20 protein-coding genes are annotated in these 21,680 nt (G+C 66.0%); 16 read left to right on the forward strand and 4 right to left on the reverse strand.

The window, feature by feature from the left end; genetic code table 11:
- Positions 1–57: 57 nt before the first annotated feature.
- A complete protein-coding gene (locus ACIA8C_RS30185; protein ID WP_397140536.1) occupies positions 58–1,002 on the reverse strand; it encodes an SIS domain-containing protein in 945 nt (314 codons plus the stop codon).
- A 128-nt stretch (positions 1,003–1,130) separates the two neighbouring features.
- Here ACIA8C_RS30185 and ACIA8C_RS30190 point away from each other — a divergent pair, with 128 nt between their 5' ends.
- The 11 genes from ACIA8C_RS30190 (at position 1,131) to ACIA8C_RS30240 (ending at position 14,202) form a co-directional block, all read left to right on the forward strand.
- Positions 1,131–2,381, forward strand: coding sequence for an extracellular solute-binding protein (locus ACIA8C_RS30190; RefSeq protein ID WP_397140538.1), 1,251 nt, complete (start codon positions 1,131–1,133; stop codon positions 2,379–2,381).
- Between the two features lie 55 nt (positions 2,382–2,436).
- Positions 2,437–3,264, forward strand: a complete 828-nt coding sequence (locus tag ACIA8C_RS30195; RefSeq protein ID WP_397140540.1) for a carbohydrate ABC transporter permease — start codon at positions 2,437–2,439, stop codon at positions 3,262–3,264.
- Between the two features lie 67 nt (positions 3,265–3,331).
- Positions 3,332–4,240, forward strand: a complete 909-nt coding sequence (locus tag ACIA8C_RS30200; RefSeq protein WP_397140542.1) for a carbohydrate ABC transporter permease — start codon at positions 3,332–3,334, stop codon at positions 4,238–4,240.
- A 143-nt stretch (positions 4,241–4,383) separates the two neighbouring features.
- Positions 4,384–5,781 carry a lipase family protein gene (locus tag ACIA8C_RS30205; RefSeq protein ID WP_397140544.1) on the forward strand — a complete coding sequence of 466 codons (1,398 nt, stop codon included), beginning with the start codon at positions 4,384–4,386 and terminating at the stop codon, positions 5,779–5,781.
- A 68-nt stretch (positions 5,782–5,849) separates the two neighbouring features.
- Positions 5,850–6,503 (forward strand): TetR/AcrR family transcriptional regulator, encoded by a 654-nt coding sequence (locus ACIA8C_RS30210; protein WP_397140546.1) that lies wholly within the window; start codon positions 5,850–5,852, stop codon positions 6,501–6,503.
- 138 nt (positions 6,504–6,641) lie between these two features.
- Positions 6,642–8,264, forward strand: a complete 1,623-nt coding sequence (locus tag ACIA8C_RS30215) for an AMP-binding protein (protein WP_397140548.1) — start codon at positions 6,642–6,644, stop codon at positions 8,262–8,264.
- Between the two features lie 161 nt (positions 8,265–8,425).
- On the forward strand, positions 8,426–10,543 hold the full coding sequence (locus ACIA8C_RS30220; protein ID WP_397140550.1) for a CocE/NonD family hydrolase: 2,118 nt from the start codon (positions 8,426–8,428) through the stop codon (positions 10,541–10,543).
- Between the two features lie 186 nt (positions 10,544–10,729).
- On the forward strand, positions 10,730–11,521 hold the full coding sequence (locus ACIA8C_RS30225) for a DeoR/GlpR family DNA-binding transcription regulator (protein ID WP_397140552.1): 792 nt from the start codon (positions 10,730–10,732) through the stop codon (positions 11,519–11,521).
- A 16-nt stretch (positions 11,522–11,537) separates the two neighbouring features.
- Positions 11,538–11,711 (forward strand): hypothetical protein, encoded by a 174-nt coding sequence (locus ACIA8C_RS30230; protein ID WP_397140554.1) that lies wholly within the window; start codon positions 11,538–11,540, stop codon positions 11,709–11,711.
- 194 nt (positions 11,712–11,905) lie between these two features.
- Positions 11,906–13,447 (forward strand): cytochrome P450, encoded by a 1,542-nt coding sequence (locus ACIA8C_RS30235; protein ID WP_397140556.1) that lies wholly within the window; start codon positions 11,906–11,908, stop codon positions 13,445–13,447.
- 8 nt (positions 13,448–13,455) lie between these two features.
- Positions 13,456–14,202 (forward strand): TetR/AcrR family transcriptional regulator, encoded by a 747-nt coding sequence (locus ACIA8C_RS30240; RefSeq protein ID WP_397140558.1) that lies wholly within the window; start codon positions 13,456–13,458, stop codon positions 14,200–14,202.
- Between the two features lie 23 nt (positions 14,203–14,225).
- Here the strand turns inward: ACIA8C_RS30240 and ACIA8C_RS30245 are convergent, their stop codons facing one another.
- Complete coding sequence (locus ACIA8C_RS30245; protein ID WP_397140560.1) at positions 14,226–15,383, reverse strand: FAD-dependent oxidoreductase; 1,158 nt, start codon at positions 15,381–15,383, stop codon at positions 14,226–14,228.
- A 108-nt stretch (positions 15,384–15,491) separates the two neighbouring features.
- On the opposite strand from ACIA8C_RS30245, the gene ACIA8C_RS30250 reads away from it, so the two are divergent.
- Positions 15,492–16,058 carry a TetR/AcrR family transcriptional regulator gene (locus ACIA8C_RS30250; RefSeq protein ID WP_397140562.1) on the forward strand — a complete coding sequence of 189 codons (567 nt, stop codon included), beginning with the start codon at positions 15,492–15,494 and terminating at the stop codon, positions 16,056–16,058.
- 4 nt (positions 16,059–16,062) lie between these two features.
- Here the strand turns inward: ACIA8C_RS30250 and pnuC are convergent, their stop codons facing one another.
- Positions 16,063–16,746, reverse strand: coding sequence for a nicotinamide riboside transporter PnuC (gene pnuC / locus ACIA8C_RS30255; RefSeq protein ID WP_397140864.1), 684 nt, complete (start codon positions 16,744–16,746; stop codon positions 16,063–16,065).
- 161 nt (positions 16,747–16,907) lie between these two features.
- Here pnuC and ACIA8C_RS30260 point away from each other — a divergent pair, with 161 nt between their 5' ends.
- From ACIA8C_RS30260 to ACIA8C_RS30275, 4 genes are all read left to right on the forward strand, one after another.
- Positions 16,908–17,750 carry an ABC transporter ATP-binding protein gene (locus ACIA8C_RS30260; RefSeq protein ID WP_397140564.1) on the forward strand — a complete coding sequence of 281 codons (843 nt, stop codon included), beginning with the start codon at positions 16,908–16,910 and terminating at the stop codon, positions 17,748–17,750.
- 115 nt (positions 17,751–17,865) lie between these two features.
- A complete protein-coding gene (locus ACIA8C_RS30265; RefSeq protein ID WP_397140566.1) occupies positions 17,866–18,612 on the forward strand; it encodes an ABC transporter permease in 747 nt (248 codons plus the stop codon).
- Positions 18,613–18,661: 49 nt separating this feature from the next.
- Positions 18,662–19,459 (forward strand): ABC transporter permease, encoded by a 798-nt coding sequence (locus ACIA8C_RS30270; RefSeq protein ID WP_397140568.1) that lies wholly within the window; start codon positions 18,662–18,664, stop codon positions 19,457–19,459.
- 98 nt (positions 19,460–19,557) lie between these two features.
- Positions 19,558–20,652 (forward strand): ABC transporter substrate-binding protein, encoded by a 1,095-nt coding sequence (locus tag ACIA8C_RS30275; protein ID WP_397140570.1) that lies wholly within the window; start codon positions 19,558–19,560, stop codon positions 20,650–20,652.
- Here the strand turns inward: ACIA8C_RS30275 and ACIA8C_RS30280 are convergent.
- A complete protein-coding gene (locus ACIA8C_RS30280) occupies positions 20,649–21,680 on the reverse strand; it encodes an XdhC family protein (RefSeq protein WP_397140572.1) in 1,032 nt (343 codons plus the stop codon). The two genes, ACIA8C_RS30275 and ACIA8C_RS30280, sit on opposite strands and share 4 nt — an antisense overlap.

Consider the following 21,680-nt stretch of genomic DNA (forward strand, 5'->3'; position numbering starts at 1 on the left):
GCGTCGCGCGGCGTGCTGCCTGGTAAAGCGGGGTCGAGTTTCACCGGGCCGGTCCGATCACTGGTCGAGGACGACCGAGCGATTGAGCCCACGCGGGTGGTCGGGGTCGAGGCCGAGGTCGGCCGCGCGCAGCACGCAGAGCTGGTGGACGCGGAGCAGATCAGCCATCGGGTCGATGTCGCGGTGCTCGAAATGCGCACCGGTGCTTGCGATGTCCCTGGCGAAGTTGGGGACCAGCGGGCCGAAGGCCCAGACCGCGCGACCGGGCGCCGAGATGGCGACCGGGCCGTGCCGGTATTCGGTGGCCAGGTAGGACTCGGTCCAGGACTGGCAGGATTCGCGCAGCTTCAGCCCGGATTCCTCGGCGATGGCGGCGGCGAAGCCCATGCCGACGAAGCTGATCTCCTCGGCGTGGCGGACGTCGGCGAGCGAGACCGCCGGATCCTCGGCGAGCACCTTGCGCCCCTGCTCGATCACCGGGGCGAGATCTTCGCCGAGGTGCCAGCGCAGGATCGCCAGGGTGGTGGTGGCGAAGCGGGTCTGCACCACCGACTCCTCGTCGACCTCGTCGATCAGGATCGGGTCGCCGAGCTCGAGCACCGGGGTGCCGGGACTGGAACAGATGACGGTGCGTGGAATGTGTGCTGGGATGTCCCGCATGGCATTGACCACCTCGGTGGTCGTGCCTGACCGGCAGATCACCAGGTAACGGTCGTACTCGCGGCCGGAGCGGACCTCGCTGGCCGGCCATGCGTCGGTCAGACCGTGGCCCGCGCCCTCGCGCAATGCCGCGATCGCTTTGGACATGAACAGGGAAGTGCCGCAACCGATCACGGCGACTCGCTCGCCCTTGTGGGGGAGGATGTCGCGATGCTCGGCAGCGATCGTTTCGGCGCGCGCCCAGTCGTCGGGCTGGGTGGCTACTTCGTTGGCCAGATGGGTGACAGGCGTGGGTTCGGCGGAGATCGGCACCACAACAGAATCCGCCCGGTGATCGTTCATGTCAAATTTACGAGCGAATCGGTCACATATGATCAAACTTGGGTCTATGTTGATAGTCGGTCGATCAGTTCGATCCCATCATCGGCTGTCCAGTGGCGCCCGGTGTGCAAATTTGAAAGGTTCTACTCGTGAAAAGACCACTCCACGGCGTGCTTGCGGGGGTCGCGATGTTCACCGGCCTCGCGCTGGCGATCTCGTCCTGTGGGTTCGGCTCGAAAGATAACGCCGATTCCGACAACACGATCAACTTTTTAGCCCCGGCCTACAGCGACGGGGCCAACGGTACGAAGGCGCTGTGGGACGGGATCATCGCGGACTTCCAGAAGCAGAACCCCGACATCAAGGTGAACCTGCAGATCGAGTCCTGGAACTCGATCAACGACGTGGTGCGCACCAAGCTGCAGTCGAAGTCGACCACCCCGGACATCCTCAACATCGATGCCTACGCCAGCTTCGCCAGTGACGGCCAGCTCTACCCCGCCTCGGAAGTTGTCTCGCCGCAGGTGCTTTCGGACATCCAGCCCGGCTTCGCGAAGAACGCGTCGCTGAACGGCACCCAGTACGCGCTGCCGCTGTTCGCCTCCACCCGCACCCTGTTCTACAACACCGATCTGTTCGCCAAGGCGGGCGTCACCGCGCCGCCGAAGACGTGGGCCGAGCTCACCGACACGGCCAAGAAGATCCAGGCGCTCGGCGGCGGTGTGTCCGGCTACGGTCTGCCGCTCGGCAGCGAGGAAGCGCAGGGCGAAACCTCCATCTGGACCTTCGGTGCGGGCGGCCAGTGGGCCGAGGGTGACAAGCTCACCATCGACACCCCGGCGAACCTCGAGGGCGTTCGCGCGATGCGGGAGATCGCCGATGCCGGTGTCACCCAGCCGAATCCGGGCGCGACCGACCGCAAGGACGTCATCAACGCGTTCATCCAGGGCAAGATCGGCATGATCGAGGGCCTGCCCCCGAACATCAGCCAGATCGCCGCGAAGAACCCCGGCCTGAAGTACGCCACCGCGCCGACGCCGACCAAGTCCGGCACGCCGGTGACGCTCGGCGTGGCCGATCACCTGATGGCGTTCAAGAAGGACGGCAAGAAGACGGAATCGATCAAGAAGTTCCTCGACTTCTTCTACGGCGCCGACGTCTACTCGAAGTTCGTCTCGACCGAAGGCTTCATCCCGATCACCAACACCGCGGCCGCCAAGCTGGCCTCGGACCCGGTGACCAAGGCGTTCGGCTCGACCCTCGCGGTGGCCCAGTTCTACCCGAGCAACAACGCGAAATGGGCTGCGGCGCAAGGCGCCATCCGCCAGCAGATCGGCACCATCGCTCAGGGCACCGACCCGGCCCAGGTGTTGCAGCGCGTTCAGGAAGCCGCGAAATAGCGTGCGACGGAAAGGAACTCTGGCGGCGATACCGTGGATCGGACCCTCGCTGGTCTTGATCGCGGCTATCGTCGCCTTTCCCGCCTGCTACATGGTGTGGACCAGTACCAGAGATCTGAGCGCCTACGGTCAAGACCGGGGCGCGGCTGGACTGGCCAATTTCCGCACCTTGTTCGGGATTTCGGAGCTGGGCTCGGTACTGGCACACACGGTGATCTGGGTTGTCGCCGTTGTGCTGATCACCCTGGTGCTTTCGGCCGGGCTCGCCCAGTTCCTCAACAAGGACTTCCCCGGCCGCACCGCGGTGCGGATGGCGGTTCTGGTGCCGTGGGCGGCCTCGGTGGTGATGACGACGACGATCTTCTACTACATGCTCGATCCCGACGTCGGCATCGCCAACCGGTTCCTGGTCGACATCGGCCTGCTCGACCGGGGTTACGGCTTCACCAAGCAGCCGACGCCCGCGTTCCTCGTCGCGATCGGTGTCGCGGTGTTCGTCTCGATCCCGTTCACCACGTACACGATTCTGGCCGGGCTGCAATCCATTCCAGCCGAGATCAGTGAGGCAGGGCGGGTCGACGGTGCGAGTGCCTGGCAGCGCTACCGCTTTCTCACGCTGCCGCAGCTGCGTCCGGCCATCGCGGTGGCGACGATCATCAACATCATCAACTCGTTCAACTCGTTGCCGATTCTGCAGGTGATCACCGGCAGTATCGCGGGATTCCAGGCCGACACCACCACCACGTTGATGTTCAAGCTGATTCGGCAGAATCAGCAGGTCGACACGGCCGCGGCGATGAGCGTGCTGAACTTCGTGCTGATCATCGTCATCATCGCGATCTACGTGAAGGTGATCCGGCCTACTCAGGAGGTCGACGGGTGATAAAAGCGCAGCCTCACTCGACGACCGACCGGGTGCGGGTGTCCCGCATGACACAGGAGATCGACTGATGACCGCGGCGGATGTTGCGCACCTCGAGAAGGTTACGGGTGCGACGGGAGTGGTTGATTCGGCCGAGCGTCCCGGCCCGCGAGCGAAACGGCGTCGCTGGGAGCTGACCGCGGTCGGCGTGGTGCTCGCCGCGTTGTTCCTGCTGCCGTTCATCGTGATGGTGCTCGGCTCGCTGAAGAACCGTGCCGAAATCCTGCGCATCCCACCGACATACATCCCGGAGACGTGGCACCCGGACAACTACGCCACCATGTGGGACACCCCGGAGACGCCGCTGCCGTTCAATCTGGCCAGCACGGTGATCATTTCGGTGTGCGCCACGGTGCTGGTGCTGCTCGTCGCGGTTCCGGCCGCGTATTACACGGCGCGGCACAAGTTTCCGGGTCGCGCGGTGTTCCTCGGTTTGGTGCTCATCACCCAGATGCTGCAGCCGACCGTGCTGGTGACCGGTCTGATCAGGGAGTTCTTCGCGGTCGGTATCAACGACACCTGGCTGGCGATGATCCTGGTGAACGCGGCGTTCAATCTGTCGTTCGCGGTGTGGATCCTGCACAGCTTCTTCGCCTCCATTCCGGTGGAGATCGAGGAGGCCGCGATGCTCGATGGGCTGAGCCGCTGGCAGATCCTGCTCCGGGTGAGCCTGCCGCTGGTGTGGCCGGGCATCGTCACCGCGACGATCTTCGTCATCGTCTCCTGCTGGAACGAGTTCGCCGCCAGCCTGGTGGTGCTGACCACCCCCGAGAACCAGCCGCTTTCGGTGGCGCTGACGAAGTTCATCGGCCAGTACGACACGTCATGGCAATACGTGTTCGCTATCTCCACGGTCGGTATCATCCCGGTCGTGATCCTGTTCGCGCTGATCGAAAAGCGCCTGGTCGCGGGCCTTACCGCGGGTAGCGTCAAGTAAACCGTCCCGGCGGGTGGTGTGCTGCACCACCCGTCGTTGGCACGTTGTGAACCGAACCACTGTCTGAGTCTGGACTTCTTGCCGGTTATCTGAAAATATATCTTACCATTATCGGTAGCGAGCGGTAACGGGAAGGTTGTTCGATGAGCGTGCGCAATGGTGGGCGCGTCGTCGTCCTCGGCGTCATCGCGCTGATGGCGGCATGGACGGCACTTGGTTCTGGGCAGGCGGCGCCGGCGGAGCAGGAGGGTGTCCGCATCGAACCGGCACCCGCGCTCACCCTGCCGCCGGAACTCGACGACTTCTACAAGCCGGCGGCGGGGGTGGTCGCCTCGGCACAGCCGGGCGAGATCCTGCGCGCGCGGGCGATCTATCCGGCGTTCATGGGCATCCTGCAGCTGAATGTCGATGCGTGGCAACTGCTTTACCGCACCACGAACAGTCATGGCGAGCCGATCTCCACGGTCACCACCATCCTGAAACCGCGCGGCCCAGCGCCCGCGGGCGGGTCGAAACTGCTGTCGTATCAGATCGCCGAGGACAGCGGTGCGCAGTACTGCGCACCGTCATATGTGGCCCAATCCGGTGCCATCCCCGTCGATTACGTGAACGCGGCGGAAACGCTCATCCCGATCGCCGCGGGTCTCGGGCAGGGCTGGACGGTCGCGATGCCCGACTATCAGGGCCCGAATTCGGCGTACGGCGCCTCGCGGATGAACGCGCAGGCGACCCTCGACGGTATTCGTGCCGCCGAGAACTTCGCGCCCGCTCAGTTGAGCGGGTCGGAAACTCCGGCGGCGCTGTGGGGCTACTCGGGCGGCACTATCCCGTCGGCCTTCGTTCCGGAGATCAAGGAAAGCTATGCGCCCGAACTGAATATTGTCGGCATCGCCGCGGGCGGTGTCGCGGCGGGCGACTATGCCGGGGTGGTACGGCACAACAATGGCGGCGTCTACGCGGGGCTCATCGCGGCCGCGATCGTCGGTATTTCCACCGAATACCCGGAGATGCAGCGGGTGATGCGCGAAAGGGTCGATCTGCTCGGGCAATTCGTCATGGCGTCCAAGAAGGTGCTGTGCCATCCGCAAAGTGCAATCCTATTCCCCGGATTCAACTACTTCGGCACCTTTCAGGGCGGCGATCCGCTGGCGCTGCCGGAGATTCGGGACGCGATCGCGGATAACTCACTCGGACAGCAGAAGCCGACCGTGCCGATCTACTTCTATCACGCGCAGAACGACGAGCTCATTCCGATCGCGGGCACCGACGCGACCGTGCAGAAATACTGCGCCGAGGGTGCGCCGAGCGTGACCTACGTCCGGGAATTCGCCGCCGAACATATCTCCGGTGTCCTCTCGCACCTGGCCGGCGCGTTCTATTGGCTGAAAGACCGGCTCAACGGCGTCGCCGCACCGCAGGGCTGCTCGATTACCAGTCCGGTGAGCACCATTGGCGAACCCCAGTTCGGGCAGGGCCTGTCGGAGATACTGCCGCCCATGGCGCAGGCCCTGGTCGGATACGCCATCGGCCAGCAGAAGTGAGCCGACGGCCCCGGCGCGGACCGATGTCCGTGCCGGGGCCGCGGCGGGTCAACAGGTAGCATCGAACGGTGGCACGGCGGGAAGAAGAATCGAAGGACGGTCGCAGCTACGGCGGGCTGTCGCGGGAACAACGGGTGGCGCAGCGGCAGACCCGATTGATCGATGCCGCCCTCGAATTATTCGGAACCCAGGGCTACGCTGCCACTTCCATCGAGCGTCTCTGCGCGGTAGCCAATGTTTCCACGCGCAGTTTCTACGAAGATATGGGCAGCCGTGAGGCTTTGCTGATCGCGTTGGCCAACCGGACCACTTCGCGCGCGGTCGAGCGGGCCTTGGAGACATTGGCGAAAACCGAGAACGATCCGCTCTCGACCAGGGTCGTCGAAGGCTTCCGCGCCTATCTCTCGGTGACCTGTGCGGATCATCGTTCGGCCAGGGTCTGTTATGTCGAAGTGGTCGGCGTGAGCCAAGCGGTCGAGGAGTGGCGCCGAGACCAGCGACGCCTGCTTTCCGCGCTGTTGATCAGCGAGGCCGAGCGCGGTGTCGAGCGCGGCGAGGCCAAGCCGAGGCGTTTCGATCTTTTCGCGCTCGCGGTGATCGGTGCGGTGAACTCGCTCGCCCAGGAATTGGTGCAGAGCACGGTGCCCGATTCGGTCATCAGCGTGGACGAAATATGCGAGGAGATCGCGTATTTCGTGAACTCCGGGCTCGCTCTCACCTGATCTGAAATTGGCTGAGTCGACCGTGGGTTCGGTCGGGCCAGCATCTGAAAAGATGTCTTGCCGAATTTGCGGAAACCTCTTACAGTCGAGTCGACTCCCTTATTCGAGGGAGTCGACGATTCTCTGGACGGAGTGTTCATGTCCTCCATCGGAAGTGCCGTTCGCGCGCTGGTGGTCAATCTGCATTCGGTGGGCGTGCTGCAACGCGCGGGCGTGCTCAACCTGCTCGCACCGGCCGACCTGGTACGTGCCTCCCGTGCGGTCCGGCAGTTCGGCGGCATCGCCGGGCCGGTGCGGATGTCGGCGCGGCGGGAGCCGGAGCGGGTGGCGCTGATCGATGAGCTCGGCCCGCTCACCTACCGCGAGCTGGAGGCTCGCGGTAACGCGCTGGCCCGCGGCTTCACCGGGCTCGGACTCGGGCCTGGCGACACCATCGCCGCGCTCATCCGGGACCGGCGCGAGCTGGTGGACACCATGCTCGGCGCCGCGAAGATCGGCGCGCGGCTGGTGCTGCTCAACACCGGGTTCGCGGGCCCGCAGCTGGCCGATGTCGCGGCGCGCGAAGGCGTGAATGCCGTGGTGTACGACCAGGAATTCACCGCATTGCTGCGGGTGCTACCGGCGGAGGTGCGGCGGGTGCTCGCCGTGCACGACGGCATCGGGGTCGACGGCACGGCCACCGTCGGCGAGCTGATCGCGGGCAATGACACCGCCGAACTGGCCCCGCCGCCGCGGCAGGGCGGATTCGTGCTGCTGACCGGCGGCACCACCGGGACGCCGAAAGGCGTACCGCGCGAGGTCAGGTCACCGCTCGCGGCGGCCGCGCTGCTGGAGCGTATTCCGTTGTGCCGCAACCAGGCTCTGGTGCTGGCCGCGCCGCTGTTCCACGGCACCGCGCTGAACCAGTTCATCCTGGCGCTATCGCTGGCCTCGACGGTGGTGCTGCGCAGGCGATTCGACGCCGAGGCGACCATGGCCGACGTCGCCGATCATCGGGCGCAGGTGCTCGTCCTGGTGCCTACCATGCTGCGCCGGATACTCGACCTCGGCCCCGAGGTCTTGGCGAAATACCACACCGACAGCCTGCGCATCGTATTCAGCGCGGGCTCGGCTCTGCCTGCCGCGCTGGGGGATTCGGCCACTGAAGTGTTCGGCGACGTGCTCTACAACTTTTACGGCTCGACCGAGGTCGGCGTCGCTGCCATCGCCACGCCCGCGGACTGGCGCGCGGCGTCCGGGACAGTCGGCAAACCGCCGACGGTGTGTACGGTCCGGCTCTACGACGAAGACGGCAAGGTGGTCACCGAACCGGGTGTGCGCGGCACCATCTACGTGCGCAGCATGCTGTCGTTCGCCGGGTACTCCGGCGGCGGTAACAAGGACGTCATCGATGGTCTGCTGTCCTCCGGCGATGTGGGGCACTGGGATTCGGGCGGGCGGCTGTTCATCGACGGACGCGACGACGACATGATCGTTTCCGGCGGCGAGAATGTTTTTCCCGGCGAGGTGGAGGAGCTGCTGTATGCCCACCCTGCCATTGCCGAGGCGGCGATCGTCGCGGTGCCGGACGACGAATTCGGCCAGCGGCTGGCGGCTTTCGTGGTGCGGCACCCCGGTCGAGAACTGGATGCCGATGCGGTTCGCGCGCACGTGAAGGCGAACCTGGCGCGGTTCAAGGTGCCGCGCGATGTCACCTTCCTCGAAGAACTTCCGCGCACCAGCACCGGCAAACTGCTGCGCCGGGAGCTGACCGCAGGCTGAACTCAATCGTCTGGGACAGGTGCTGGACATTCCGCACATGATCTGAAAAGATGACTTACCAATATGGTGACCCCGGTCACTGCGTCGGCGGCCTGGATCGCCATCAATATCGAAAATGGTCGTGAGCAGACCGCTCGCGCGGATCGAATGGGTGATCAATGATGATGACCGATAGTTGGCTGAAGCGGCGGGCTCCCCGCCGTGGATTCGGCACGGCCACCTCGATCGCGGCGCGAATCGCGGTCGGCATCCTCGCGATTTCCTCGGTGCTACCGATAGCGGCGCCCGTTGCGCTCGCCGCACCGGTGCCTGCCGACGGGTTCCCGAAGGCGGATGCTCGGACCGGATTGCCCGAGGGGTGGAATCCGGGACCCGAGCTGTACGGCGTCGGCGAGCAGAAGAACGTCGAGCTGCCGATGGCCGACGGCGTGGTGCTGCGCGCGGACGTCCGGTATCCGACCGATGCCTCCGGCGCGCCCGCGCCCGGCCCGTTCCCGATCATGTTGACCCAGACGTCGTACGGCAAGGACAGCGCGGGCTTCATGCGGCTGCTGTCCTACGATGGGCTCGGCCCGCTCCTGCAGAACGCGCTGCCCAGCGTCATCGACGTGGCAAAACAGATCAGCGACGCAGCCGGTTATGGGGACTATTTCGTCAAGCGCGGCTATATCAGCGTGATCGTGGACATTCGGGGCACCGGCTCGTCGGGTGGGCAGTGGAGCATCTTGCAGCCGCAGGAGCGAGAGGATTCCAAACGAGTAATCCATTGGGCCGCAGGACTGGCCAACTCGACCGGCGAGATCGGCCTGTGGGGTCTGTCGTATCTCGGAATGGCCGAACTTTTCACCGCCGGTGTGCTGGAACCGGATTCGCCGGTCAAAGCGCTCTTTCCGCTGATGCCCGGCAACCACGCGTTCCAGGATCTGCTGGACCACGACGGGTTCTACAACACCGCCTTCCTGGCTTCGATGCTGCAATTCCCGATCACCCTGCTGCCGCAGCTCGATCCGATCCTCGGGCTGTACCGGGAGCCGGACAAGCTGGCCAGCGTGTTCGTCGACCACCTGATCTCGCATTTCCGGGCCGACGGCACCTGGCATTCGGTGTTCAACGCACTGCTCGACGGCGACAAGGCGTACAACAGCCCGTACTGGGAGTCGCGCGCGATCGACAATGTGGTGGAACAGATAGCGGCGAACGACATTCCGACCTATCTGGTGGGCGGCCAGTACGACCTATTGCAGGACGGCACGCCGCGCACCTTCGCCGGATTGCAGAACGCGTATGCCGGACGCTCGCACAACGGCCCGATGGCCGCGACGGCGCCGTCCAGCGGCCGCTTCCAAATGCTCATCGGCCCTTGGTTTCACGTGCAGCCCGGGGTGCAGCGCAACACCGATATCGATATGCACGCCATCCAGCTGGCCTGGTTCGACCGGTGGCTGAAGAACGACCGCAACGGTATCGACGAGACGAAGACGCCGCTGCACGCGATCGACGTGAACGGCAACGTGATCGAGAGTGCCACCTATCCGATGCGGGAAACGCCCACGCAGAATCTGTATCTGGAAGCCGGTGGCCGGCTGGCGCCGGATCGTCCGGTGGCCCAGTCGGGTTCGGACCGGGTGACCTTCAGTCCGGTCAATGGCGGCACCATCTGCAACTCCTCGTTCTCCCGCAACTTCTCCGGGGTGTACGAGCTGCTCACCACGATGGTCGGCGTCGACGACCCGTGCGGGCAGTTCCCCGCGCACCCGGATGTGCCTGGGCTGCTGGACAATCCGCAGTACACGACCGACGCCTTCACCGAGCCGACCGTGCTCGGCGGGCCGATCGGCGCCACCCTTTTCGCCGTCTCGAACACGCCCGCCTCGGCGTTCAGCGTGACGGTACAAGACATCGCGCCGGACGGCACGGCCATCGCACTGACCGATGGGCAACTCGCCGGAAACTTCCGTGCGCTGGACGAGGAGCGGACGTGGCGGGCACCGGATGGCAGCGTGCTCGGCGCGTTTCATCCGGGAACCAGGGAGTCGATGCTGCCGGTGATCCCCGGCCAGGTGACCGAGTACAACGTCAAGGTCCGCCCGGCCTTCCACGTCTTCCAGCCGGGTCACCGGTTGCAGGTGACGATCGGCTCCGGCGATGCGCCGACGCATATCTTCAACCCGAAGGACTACCCGGCACTGCTCGGCGGCGTCTACGACATTCAGCGCACCGAGGGCGCGGCCTCGTTCCTCACGGTGCCGCTGGCCGGCGCGTCGGCCATGCACCGCTGAGGCGGCGCCGCTTGGCATTGCCGCACCGGAATCTCTACGGTCGGCAGCGTGCCTGTGATCAGATTGTTCGCGTGCCTAGAAAAACAGCAGGTCGGCGTGTTCGATTGGCGGCGTTCGCGGGTCCCTCCGTGGTGACGCTTCGCTACCTCCGCCGGGCCCGTCGCGAACGCCGCGGGGTGGTGTGAGATGACCGGACCGACCGACCGCCCGCAGCGGTGGAACCGGCTGCTCGAACTGCTCGCCGAATCCGGGCGACTTTCCGTCGAGGAGGCCGCCGAGCGCCTCGGTGTGTCCTCGGCGACGGTCCGCCGCGACTTCACCGCCCTGGCCGAACAGCAGTTGGCGACCAGAACGCACGGCGGCGTCGTCGCGACCTCGGTCGCCTACGACCTGCCCGCCCGCTACCGGCAGACCGGCGGGGAGGCCAAGCAGCGGATCGCGGAACACGCTGCGTCACTGGTGGATCCGCGCGCCGTTATCGCGATGAACGGTGGCACGACAACCACCGCGGTGGCGCGGGCCCTGGCCGGACGCACCGACCTGGGCATGACCGGCGACGAACAGCTGACCATCGTCACCAACGCGCTCAATATCGCGGGCGAGATGGTGCTGCGCCCGCACATGCGCACCGTCGTGCTCGGCGGCGTCGCCCGCCGCGAGTCCTACGAGCTGCACGGCCCCCTCGCCGAACGCGCCCTCGCCGAACTCCGCCTTGACGAACTGATCCTCGGTGTCAACGCCATCTCCGCCGAGGGCGGCGCGCAATGCAGGCACATCGACGAGGCGGGCGTCACCACCGAAATGGTCCGCCGCTCCCGCCACGTCATGGTCGTCGCTACCGCCGACAAGCTGGAGCGCACGGCCTTGGCCCGCATCTGCAGCATCGAGCAGGTGCACGCCCTGGTGACCGATACCGACGCGGACCCGGTGGCGGTGGCGGCGATCCGCGCGACGGGAGTGCGCGTCGACGTCGTGTAGGCGGCACGGTTTGAACATGACCGCATCGGGCATGCACGAGGCCATGACCACTGAACCCGGTACGAACCGTCCCGATGACACCGAAGTGGACCGCGAGAACGTTGATCAGCCGGATTCGACCGAGGACGCCGCGGCGACCACGGAGGATCAGGCGTCGGATATGGACTACGAGGGCGATACGCCCAACTAGCCGCCCTCTGCACCCGACTCTCGCTCGGAGTCCGAGCCGAAACAGCCCGGTAGGCCATCGATGGCCTACCGGGCTGTGCTGTTTCTCGACCCCGTTCGGTCGGCGATATTCCCCCATTGACCGAGTCATAGTGTCTCACTAGTCTGAGTGGGACAGCACGTCCCACATGAGTGTGTAGGCAAGGTGAGCCCGCTATGGCCGATGTCGATTCTGTTGATTCCGCCGTTGATTCGACGTTGCACCCGCCCCGTTGGGCGCCGACGTTCATCCGATGGCACAACACCCCGGTGACCTGGTGGGAGTCGGTGAAGCTGTCGGTGGGGATCCTGCCGAGGGTGCGTGATCACACCGTGCTGGATTACGTGACCAACTTTCCCGGACAGGATGACGTGATCGTGGCCCGGGTGCCGTTCGCGAAGTTCGTCATCGTGCGCAGCCCGGAGTTGGCCCGGCATGTGCTGGTGACCAATCAGAACAACTACACCAAGAGTCCGGACTACGACATGCTCGCGGTGGCGTTCGGGCGCGGTCTGGTAACCGACCTGAATGATGAACTGTGGCAGCGTAATCGGCGGCTGGTGCAGCCGATCTTCGCCAAGCGCAACGTGGATGGGTTCGCGCCGGTGATGGTGGAAGCAGCGCGGGATGCCGTTGCGCGGATCCGGGAGCTGTCGGCGGGCGATGGCGTGGTCGACGTCAATGCCGAAATGAACCGGCTCACTTTGGATGTCACGTCGCGGACGATGTTCGGCACCGATATCACCGGGCCGATGTCGGAGGTGGTGCTGTACCGGCTGTTGGGGTTCTTCGGCCGTGGCTTCATGACGAACCTCAGCCATCCGCTGCATCACGTCGCGACGTGGCTGCACCGGCGCGGCCGCCATCGCGACGAAGCCGGGAATTCGCGGTTGCCGATGCGGGTGATGCGCGCCGCGGGATGGGTGATCGAGCCGCGCAGCATGCGCGACCTGCGCCATGCCGAGCGCGTGGTCGACGGCCTCATCGCCGATCACCGGGCGGGCCGGATCACCCGCAAGGACAACCTGCTCGCCGCGCTGATCGACGCGTCCGACCCGGAAACCGGCTACAAGTACACCGATCAGGAGATCCACGACGAGCTGATGACGTTCATCGGCGCGGGCATGGAGACCACCGCCACCGCGCTCACCTGGGTGTGGCAGCTGCTCTCCGAGCATCCCGAGGCCCGCGAGCGACTACGCGACGAGGTGACCTCGGTGCTCGGCACGCGCCCGGCGACCGCCGCCGACCTCGACCAGCTGCCGTGGACGCAGGCCGTCGTCGCCGAGACCATGCGGGTGCTGCCGCCGGTGGTCGGGCTGGCCAGGACGGCGAAAGAGGCTGATGCGCTCGGCGGTTACCTGATCAAGCCGGGCACCACGGTGATCACGCTGATCCACGGATCACACCACAATCAGCGGGTGTGGGATCGGCCGGACGAGTTCGACCCGAGCCGGTACCTGCCGGAAAACGTAGCGCGCGAACACAAGCGGGCCACCATGCCGTTCGGTGCCGGCAAAAGAATGTGTGTCGCTTCGGGATTCGCGAACATGGAGGCCGCGCTGGTGGTCGCCACCTTCGCCCAGCAGCTGCAATTCGACGCGGTGTCGGATCAGCGGGTGCGGCGGCAGATCTCGTTCACCGGCGGTCCGGACGGCCCGCTGCCGATGCGTCCTCGGTTCCTGCCGGAACTGGAGCGCGCGGACACCGCCGTATAGTCGGATCCGTGAAACCGCCCGCCCACATGCGCAGCCATCGCAGGCGCTCGGGCGGGCAACGGTGGGACGCACACAATTCGACTCGGCAGGCGCAGATCCTCGAGGCGGCCGTCGCGCTGATCGAGGAGAACGATCCGAACGTCGAGGTCTCGATCCAGCAGATCGCCGAGCGGGCCGGACTGGCCCGCTCGGTGGTCTACCGGCAGTTCGACAATCGCGAAGACCTGGACTCGCGCGTCCGGGAGTTCATCGTCGAACGGTACGTCGGCGAGGTCGAGCGCGTCCTGACGCTGGACCCGGCCAAGACCCTCGAGGAGATCATTCTCGATGTGATGCGCACCGTCGTGCATTGGGCCGCAGCGCATCCGAAGCTGTACCGCTACGGCCAGAGCGGTTGGGTGCACGGGCAGGCGACCGGGGAAACCAGCCTGACCATCGGCAGGCATCGGGTCGCCGAGACGCTGTGGCAACAGGTTTCGTCCTGGAGCGGGATCCTCGGCATCGAGGTGCTGCCCTACCGTCCCGTCGTGTACGGGATAGTCGGCCTGGTCGAGGGCATCGTCACCCAATACATCGGCACCCCGGCCGATGCCGAGCGACCCGACCAGGAAGCCATTGCCCGCCTCCTCGCTTCGTCGGTCTGGCATCTCTACGCCGGTCATGCCGCCGACCGCGGCTATCACTTCGAACGCTCCGCCACCATGGGGGAATCGCTCGCCAAGCTTCTCGCCGACGCGGCGGCACAGCACGACTGAAGGGCCGCAACGTGTTTCGGCCTTCACGAGACGGTTGCTGGCGCTGATCGGGTAGCCCGCAGGCCGGCAATCGCGGGCATGAACCGCGTCGCCGCGTTACGAAGCGTGAGGCCGGTTCGGGTGGCGGGCAGCAGCAGGGCACCGGCGATCCGGAAGCCACCTTGCTTGGACCGCACCAGCTTTCGATGCCTCGCCTCGTAACGACGCAAGGCTGCCGCAGGGTCATCGGTGGCCTCGCCCAACTCCTCGGCCAGCGTGTACGCACCTGCCATCGCGAGGGTAGAGCCGTCACCGAACAAGGACAGGCTCGATCCGGCATCCCCGACCAGGACGATCCGTCCGGTCGACCAGGTGGGCAGATCGACCTGGCTGACGGCGTCGAAGTACAGGTCGTCAGCTGCGTGCATGCGGTCCAGCAAGTCCGGCAGTCGCCAGCCACCAGCTGAATATGCTTCGGCGACAAGGCGTTTGTGGCTCGACTGATCGCGGTGGTCGAAACCGGGCACGGCGTCGTGACGGAAGATGAACGCGGCGAGTGCGCGTCCACGCGTCGGATGCACCGAGACCGCGCGGCCCGGAGTGTTGTAAATGACCACTTCTCGATCCGAGCCGACGGGTGCGTCGATCGGCATCGTCGCGACGTACATGCCCTTGTGCCTGACGAATTCGCGTTCCGGGCCGAAGGCCAGCCGCCGGACCGTAGAGTGCAGCCCGTCGGCGCCGATGACCAGATCGAAGCGCCGGGCAGGCGCACCGGCGAAGGTGACATCGACGCCATCGCCGTCTTGGGTGAGGGCGGTAACGGTATCGCCCCAAACGAATTCGGCCTCGGTGCGGCTGGCTTCCAGCAGAATCGCGGCTAGGTCGGCGCGGGGTACCTCTACTTCTCGATCACCGCTCGAGCCCTGGAATGCTGCGAGCGGAACCCGTCCCACCGGCTTGCCCGCGGCATCGACGAAGGTCATCCGGTCGACGGCTGAGCCGGCAGCGCGCAGCCGCGGCATGATCCCCATCCGTTCGGCAACGGCCACCGCGGGACCCTTCACGTCGACGGGATTTCCGCTCGAACGCAGCGCCGCCGCGCGCTCAACCACGGTCACCTCGTATCCCCGTCGCGCCAGCCAGTAGGCCAGCGTCGAACCAGCGACGCCCGCTCCGGAGATCAGCACTGTCTTGTTCATGGTGACACCTTTTCAACTAACTGGACGAATTTCGTCCGCTTAGCTATAGCGTACGCTAAGTGGAAGAATTTCGTCCAGTTACTCGATATGTCCTGATAGGAGGCACTGATGGCGGCCGAGGAGCTGCGCGCCGACGCCAGAAGCAATCGGGATCAGATCCTCGCGGCGGCACTGAGCGTCTTCCGTGAACGAGGCGTCGATGTGCCGATGAAGGAGATCGCCGACCGCGCGGGCGTCGGGGTCGGCACGCTTTACCGCCGTTTTCCCGATCGCGACGCACTGATCTCCGCCGCCGCCAGCGCCTACCTGGCCGGGCTCGCGGACGCGGCCGCGACGGCCTGGCGCGAGGAGCCCGACGCCTGGGCGGCGCTCGCCCGATTCCTGCGTGAGTGCGTCCAAAAGGGCGTCGGCGGACTGTCTTCCGCGATCGAACCCGTCGCGCACTCCCGAATCCGGGCCGACCCCGAGCTGATCGAGGTGCGCGGCACCGTCACAGATCTGATCAACCGCATGACCGCGCGAGCCAAGGCCGACGGCACGCTACGCGAGGACATCGGACCAGCGGACATCGCCAAGCTGATGACGCTCCAGATCTACACTCGCCCAGGCGAATCCCATCCCGAGGCGATCGATCGGGTGGTGGACATCATGCTCAACGGACTGCGCGCCCGCTAGCGCGTCATGGTGTCGCGGCGAGCGACACGGTGTCCGGGGTGCTGGTGGGGCGAATGCTGCGCATCCAGACCACGAATCCCCAAGCGACGAAGCCCGCATAGACGAAGTACAGGGTGGCCGACGGGTAGTAGCCCGCCCGCACCAACAGCGGGATGCCGACGATGTCGACGGCGATCCAGATGAGCCAGAACTCGGCCAGCCCGCGCGCCATCCCGTAGGTCGCCAGCACCGAGCCGGTGAAGATCCAGGCCTCGGCCCACGGGCCGTAGGAGCCGATCAGCGCGAAGATCTGCGCGAACGCCGCGGTGCCTGCGAACATGGCGGCGACCAGGATGAGGCGTTCGCGATTGCTCGCCCAGCGCGGTTCGACACCCCGATGCTCCAGGCCGGTCTCGTTGGCGTGCCGATGCCAGCTCCACCAGCCGTAGACGCTTACCGCGATGAACATGAGCTGGCGCCCCGCCTGGCCTGCCATGTTCAGATGCTGCGGAGTGTTGAAGACGCCACCGACGAAAACGGTGAACAGCAGCGCGTTCCCGGCGATGCCGATCGGCCAGGCCCAGACGCGCCGCCGCATGCCGCCGAGCGCGGAGGCAAGACCGAAGCCGTTGCCGATCACCTCGCGCCAGAGAATCTCCGAGCCTGCGATATGCAGCTTGGCGTCGAGCAGCGAGATGATCGGGTTCACCTGCTGTACAACCAGCGCGCCGACCGATGTCATCCACCGCCCGGATATCGGCTCGCACTGAGCGAAAAACCGGCGGGGAACGCGGGTTCGCGTAACGATTGCGAAATCTGGGGTCGCGATTCGCAATATCTGTGCAACGGACCCCTTCTAGGGTGACGGCTATGAGCACGGAAAGTAGTACCGGGGGGACCGGAATTCACATCAGCGGGTTGACCAAAACCTTCCGCGTCGGTCGTAAGACGGTGGCGGCGCTGGACTCCGTTGACCTGCACACTGAACAGGGGACCTTCCTGTCATTGCTCGGCCCGTCCGGCTGCGGTAAGTCGACCGTCCTGCGCATTCTCGCGGGACTGGAGACGCCGAGCGCGGGCAAGACGCTCATCGACGGCCAGACGCCCGCCGAGCTGGTTCGCAGGCACGAACTCGGCATCGCGTTCCAGGACTCGGCGCTGCTGCCGTGGCGCTCGGTGGAGTCGAACATCAAGCTGCCCTTGCAGGTGGCCGGCCTCACGCCGGACCCGGCATTGATCGCGGACCTGATCCAGCTGGTCGGGCTGGACGGCTTCGAGAAGGCCAAGCCAGCGCAGCTGTCGGGCGGCATGCGTCAGCGCGTCTCGATCGCCAGGGCGCTGGTGGTGAAGCCAACCGTGCTGCTGCTCGACGAACCGTTCGGCGCGCTGGACGACATGACAAGGCAGCGCCTCAATCTCGAGCTGCTGCGGATCTGGACCGAGAAACCCGCGACCACGCTGATGGTCACCCACGGCATCGCCGAGGCGGTGTTCCTCTCCGATGTGGTCGCGGTGATGAGTCCGCGGCCGGGCCGGGTGCTGGAATTGGTGCAGATCGATCTGCCGCGTCCGCGCACGCCGGAGATGATGCGCACGCCCGAATTCCACCGGCTGCACGACTATCTGTCGGAGCTGCTGTTCGGAAAGTCCGGCACCGGCGGAGCGCTCGGCACCGCCGCGGGCAAGTCGAGCACGGGCGCGGTGCAGGTATGACGGAGCAACGACCGGCGCGCTGCCAGTGGCAGGCCAGGCCGGGATGGCAGCGGATGCGCCCATACGGACAGTCGATGCGGTCGGTCGCGATCCGCGTGCGGCGGGGAGGACGAGCATGAAGCGGATCGGCGGACTGCTCGGCGTCGGTGGGCTGATCGGGGTGTGGTGGCTGCTCGCGGCGCTCGGCGTCGCGGGTGGCACCGTGCCGAGCCCGTGGACGGTGCTGCACACCATGTACACCGACGGATGGGGGCTCTACGGGCCGAACTTCCGGATCACCGCGCTCGGCGCGCTGAAGGGCTTCCTGTGGGGCAACGGGATGGCCATCGCGCTGGCGATTCTCATCATGCTGATCCCGCAGATCGAATCGTTGGCGACGCAGCTGGCGATCCTGAGCTACTGCACGCCCTTGCTCGCCCTCGGGCCGATCATTCTGGTGGTGTTCGGCGGCCGCACCCCGACGGTGTTCCTTGCCGCGATGTACTGCTTCTTCACCACCATGGTCGGCACCGTGACGGGCTTGCGCTCGGCCGATAGAACAAGCCTCGACCTGGTGCGTGCCTATGGCGGCGGGCGGTGGCAGCAGCTGTATCGGGTGCAGTTGATCTCCGCCTTGCCGAATACCTTCGCGGCGTTGAAGATCGCGGCACCCTCGGCGGTGCTCGGCGCGATCATCGGCGAGTACCTCGGCGGTGTCGACAGCGGCATCGGTGTCGCGCTGACCGCCGCCCAGACGGCCTACAACGTGCCACGCACCTGGGGCATGGCGCTGGCCGCCGCCGCATTGGCCGGTCTCGGCTACGCGGTCGTCGCGCTGGCCGCCCGCCTCGTCGCCCCCTGGACCACCCAGGAGTCGCGATGACCGAAGGGCTTGGCGTGCAACGCTTTACCTGGGGCATGGAGGAGGTGCGATGAAGGTTGTGTGGCGGATCGGGAAGTTCTTGTTCCCGTTGTTCACCTCGCTGTTGTTGATGCTGTTGATCTGGTACGTCTTCTTGAAGGCGTTTCCACAGGTCGGGCCGCGGGTGGGAAAGTCGCCGGAAGACATCTGGCGGTATCTGGTGACGTCGCCCGGCGCGAGCGCGGCGCGCGAGGTGATCGTCGACGATCTGCAGATCACGTTGCGGGACGCGGCGATCGGCTTCGGCTTCGGCATGGTGGCGGCGCTGGTGGTGGCCGCGCTGTTCGTGTCGTTCGCCGCGGTGGAGCAGACCTTCCTGCCGGTGGCGATGCTGTTGCGCTCGGTGCCGCTGGTGGTGCTCGCCCCGATCATCGTGCTGGTGTTCGGCCGCGGACTCGGTGGCGTTGCGGTGCTCGCCGCGATCGTGGTGTTCTTCCCGGCGCTGGTGATGATCATGGCGGGTTTGCGCAACGCGCCGAGGGAGGCGCTGGACCTGGTTGCCGCGTACGGCGGGTCCAAATGGACCGGACTGCGGATGGTCGCGGTGCCCGCCGCGCTGCCCTCGGTGTTCGCGGCCGCGCGGATCTCCGTGCCGGGAGCGCTGATCGGTGCGCTGCTCGGCGAATGGCTCGGCAGCGGAACGGGACTCGGCGCCAGCCTGATTCGCGCCATCCCGACGTTCCAGTACAACCAGCTGTGGTCATCGATCGTCATCGTCACGATCGTGTCGGTGCTGCTCTACGCGATCGTCGGCGTGATCGAGAACCTGGTGCTGGCCCGCTTCGGTGCCGATGCCGGTAGAAACTGAGCCCTGTTTTCGCGGGGAAACGCGGTGAAATTCGAGCAAATCAATATCCGGAACGCCAAAGTAAAGAAAATGAAACGCAATCGACCTAGATTCGGCCCATGACACCCGTGCAACGCTCTTCGTTCGGGCCGACACTGAACCGACGGTCTCTCCTTCGTTACTCCGCGCTGGCCGGTGCCGCCCTCGGCGGCACCGGTCTGCTTGCCGCGTGCGGCGGCAGTTCCACCGACGCCTCGGGCGGTTCCACCGCGGACGGCTCCAAGTTCGGCACCGTGGCGGTGCAGCTGTCCTGGCTGAAGAACATCGAATTCGCCGGCGAGTACTTCGCGGACAGTAAGAGCTATTTCAAAGAAGCCGGTTTCGGCTCGGTCAACCTCATCGCGGGCGGCGCGGCAAGCACCTCGGTGGAGGCCGGGCTGGACACCGGAAAGATCTGGCTCGGCCTGTCCGCCCCGCAGACCACCGCCAAGGCGGTGCTGGAGGGCCTGCCGGGCAAGATCATCGCCACCACCTATCAGAAGAACCCCTTCGCGATCGTCAGCTCGGCCGCCAAGCCGATCAAGACGCCCGAGGACATGAAGGGCAAGAAAATCGGTGTGCAGGACACCAACCAGCTGATCTTCAACGCCCTGCTCACCGCCAACGGCCTGAAGCCGAGCGATGTCACCATCGTGCCCGCGCAGTTCGACCCGTCCCCGCTGGCCAACGGCGAGGTCGACGGCTGGGTCAGCTATGTGACCAACGAGCCGATCACCTTGACGGCCAAGGGATTCGCCAACACCCACTTCCTGTTCGCCGACTACAACCTGCCGCTGACGGCCGAGACGCTCACCGTCAAGCAGTCCACCATCGACAACGAGCGGGACAAGCTGAAGGCGTTCCTGGTCGCGGAGATCAAGGGCTGGAAGGACGCGGTGGCCAACCCCGCCGAAGCCGCCAGGCTCGCGGTCGAGGTGTACGGCAAGGATCAGAAGCTCGACCTGGCCGAGCAGACGAAAGAGGCGCAGGCGCAGAACGATCTGGTCACCTCGGCGGACGCGACCGCCAACGGGCTGCTCACCATGACCGACAAACTGATCGAGCAAAACGTCGCCGCGTTGCGGGCGGCCAAGCTCGACATCAAGGCCGATCAGCTGTTCGACCTGTCGGTGTTGCGTGAGGTGTATGCGGAGAACCCGGGCCTGAAAGCCTAATTATTCAGTCCGACAACTGTTTTCAGCGGAGCTTTGGTGTTGTTGGACAGCGAGTGCCGCCCGGACTGTTCGGTCTTGGCGGCAATCAGCTCGGCGGCGATCGCGACGGCCATCTCGGCGGCGGTGCGGGCGCCCAGGTCGAGTCCGGCGGGAGAATGCAGGCGAGCGAGCGTCGCTTCGGTGAAGCCGCCCGCGCGTAGGTCTTCCATGCGCTGGGTGTGCACGGTGCGCGAACCCATGGCGCCGAGGTAGCCGAGCTCGGGTAGTCGGAGCGCGACGGTGAGCAACGGGATCTCGAACTTCGGATCGTGCGAGGTGACGACAATGCCGGTGCCGCTGTCGATTTCGCCCGCCGAGGACAGCGTGTTCAGGTACCGGTGCGGCCAGTCGACGACCACCTCGGCGCCGGGGAACTTCTCCGGTTTCGCGAAGTTCTCCCTGGAGTCGCAGATGGTGACCCGGTAGCCGAGCAGCCGCGCCTGCACGGTCAGCGCTGCGGCAAAAGAGTTGGCGCCGAAGACGATCAGCCGCGGCGGCGGAGCGAACGACGCGACGAACACGTCCGAGTCCGGCAGCGCGAGCAGCTCGGTGCCGTGCTTCTTGTCGGTGACCAGGTGTTGGCCGATCAGGTCCGCGTCGGAATTCCAGACGACGGTGAACACGGTGATCCGCCGGTGCGCGGCGATCTCCGCGGCGACGAGGGGAAACTCGGGAAAGTGTCTGCGCGAGAACGGTTCGGTGAACACGTCCATGGTGCCGTCGCCGTCCGATGCGCCTTCCGTGCGGGTAGCCACGCCGTAGCGGTGCAACGCGCGCCGACCCGTGCGAGCGGCCTGCAGCACGGCCTCGTAGGCGATCTCCTCGAGCCCGCCGTCGGTGACCGCGCCGTACACGCCACCGTCCGGGTCGACCAGCATCGCCGAGCCGATCGGTAAGGACGCGGAGCCCATGGTGCGCACTATGGTGGCCAGCCCACCGGTCCGCCCGGAATGCCAAACTCGCAGTAGGTCATCGACGATGTCCCGCAT

It is taken from the genome of Nocardia sp. NPDC051321 (genome assembly GCF_044455225.1).
GTDB lineage: Bacteria > Actinomycetota > Actinomycetes > Mycobacteriales > Mycobacteriaceae > Nocardia.

Coding starts and splice junctions, on each gene's coding strand:
- ACIA8C_RS30220 (WP_397140550.1), top strand. CDS start 8,426: ATGATGACCGATAGTTGGCTGAAGCGGCGGGCTCCCCGCCGTGGATTC.
- ACIA8C_RS30200 (WP_397140542.1), top strand. CDS start 3,332: ATGACCGCGGCGGATGTTGCGCACCTCGAGAAGGTTACGGGTGCGACG.
- ACIA8C_RS30230 (WP_397140554.1), top strand. CDS start 11,538: ATGACCGCATCGGGCATGCACGAGGCCATGACCACTGAACCCGGTACG.
- ACIA8C_RS30275 (WP_397140570.1), top strand. CDS start 19,558: ATGACACCCGTGCAACGCTCTTCGTTCGGGCCGACACTGAACCGACGG.
- ACIA8C_RS30260 (WP_397140564.1), top strand. CDS start 16,908: ATGAGCACGGAAAGTAGTACCGGGGGGACCGGAATTCACATCAGCGGG.
- ACIA8C_RS30205 (WP_397140544.1), top strand. CDS start 4,384: ATGAGCGTGCGCAATGGTGGGCGCGTCGTCGTCCTCGGCGTCATCGCG.
- ACIA8C_RS30250 (WP_397140562.1), top strand. CDS start 15,492: ATGGCGGCCGAGGAGCTGCGCGCCGACGCCAGAAGCAATCGGGATCAG.
- ACIA8C_RS30265 (WP_397140566.1), top strand. CDS start 17,866: ATGAAGCGGATCGGCGGACTGCTCGGCGTCGGTGGGCTGATCGGGGTG.
- ACIA8C_RS30215 (WP_397140548.1), top strand. CDS start 6,642: ATGTCCTCCATCGGAAGTGCCGTTCGCGCGCTGGTGGTCAATCTGCAT.
- ACIA8C_RS30245 (WP_397140560.1), bottom strand. CDS start 15,383: ATGAACAAGACAGTGCTGATCTCCGGAGCGGGCGTCGCTGGTTCGACG.
- ACIA8C_RS30185 (WP_397140536.1), bottom strand. CDS start 1,002: ATGAACGATCACCGGGCGGATTCTGTTGTGGTGCCGATCTCCGCCGAA.
- ACIA8C_RS30280 (WP_397140572.1), bottom strand. CDS start 21,680: ATGCGGGACATCGTCGATGACCTACTGCGAGTTTGGCATTCCGGGCGG.
- ACIA8C_RS30235 (WP_397140556.1), top strand. CDS start 11,906: ATGGCCGATGTCGATTCTGTTGATTCCGCCGTTGATTCGACGTTGCAC.
- ACIA8C_RS30270 (WP_397140568.1), top strand. CDS start 18,662: ATGAAGGTTGTGTGGCGGATCGGGAAGTTCTTGTTCCCGTTGTTCACC.
- ACIA8C_RS30225 (WP_397140552.1), top strand. CDS start 10,730: ATGACCGGACCGACCGACCGCCCGCAGCGGTGGAACCGGCTGCTCGAA.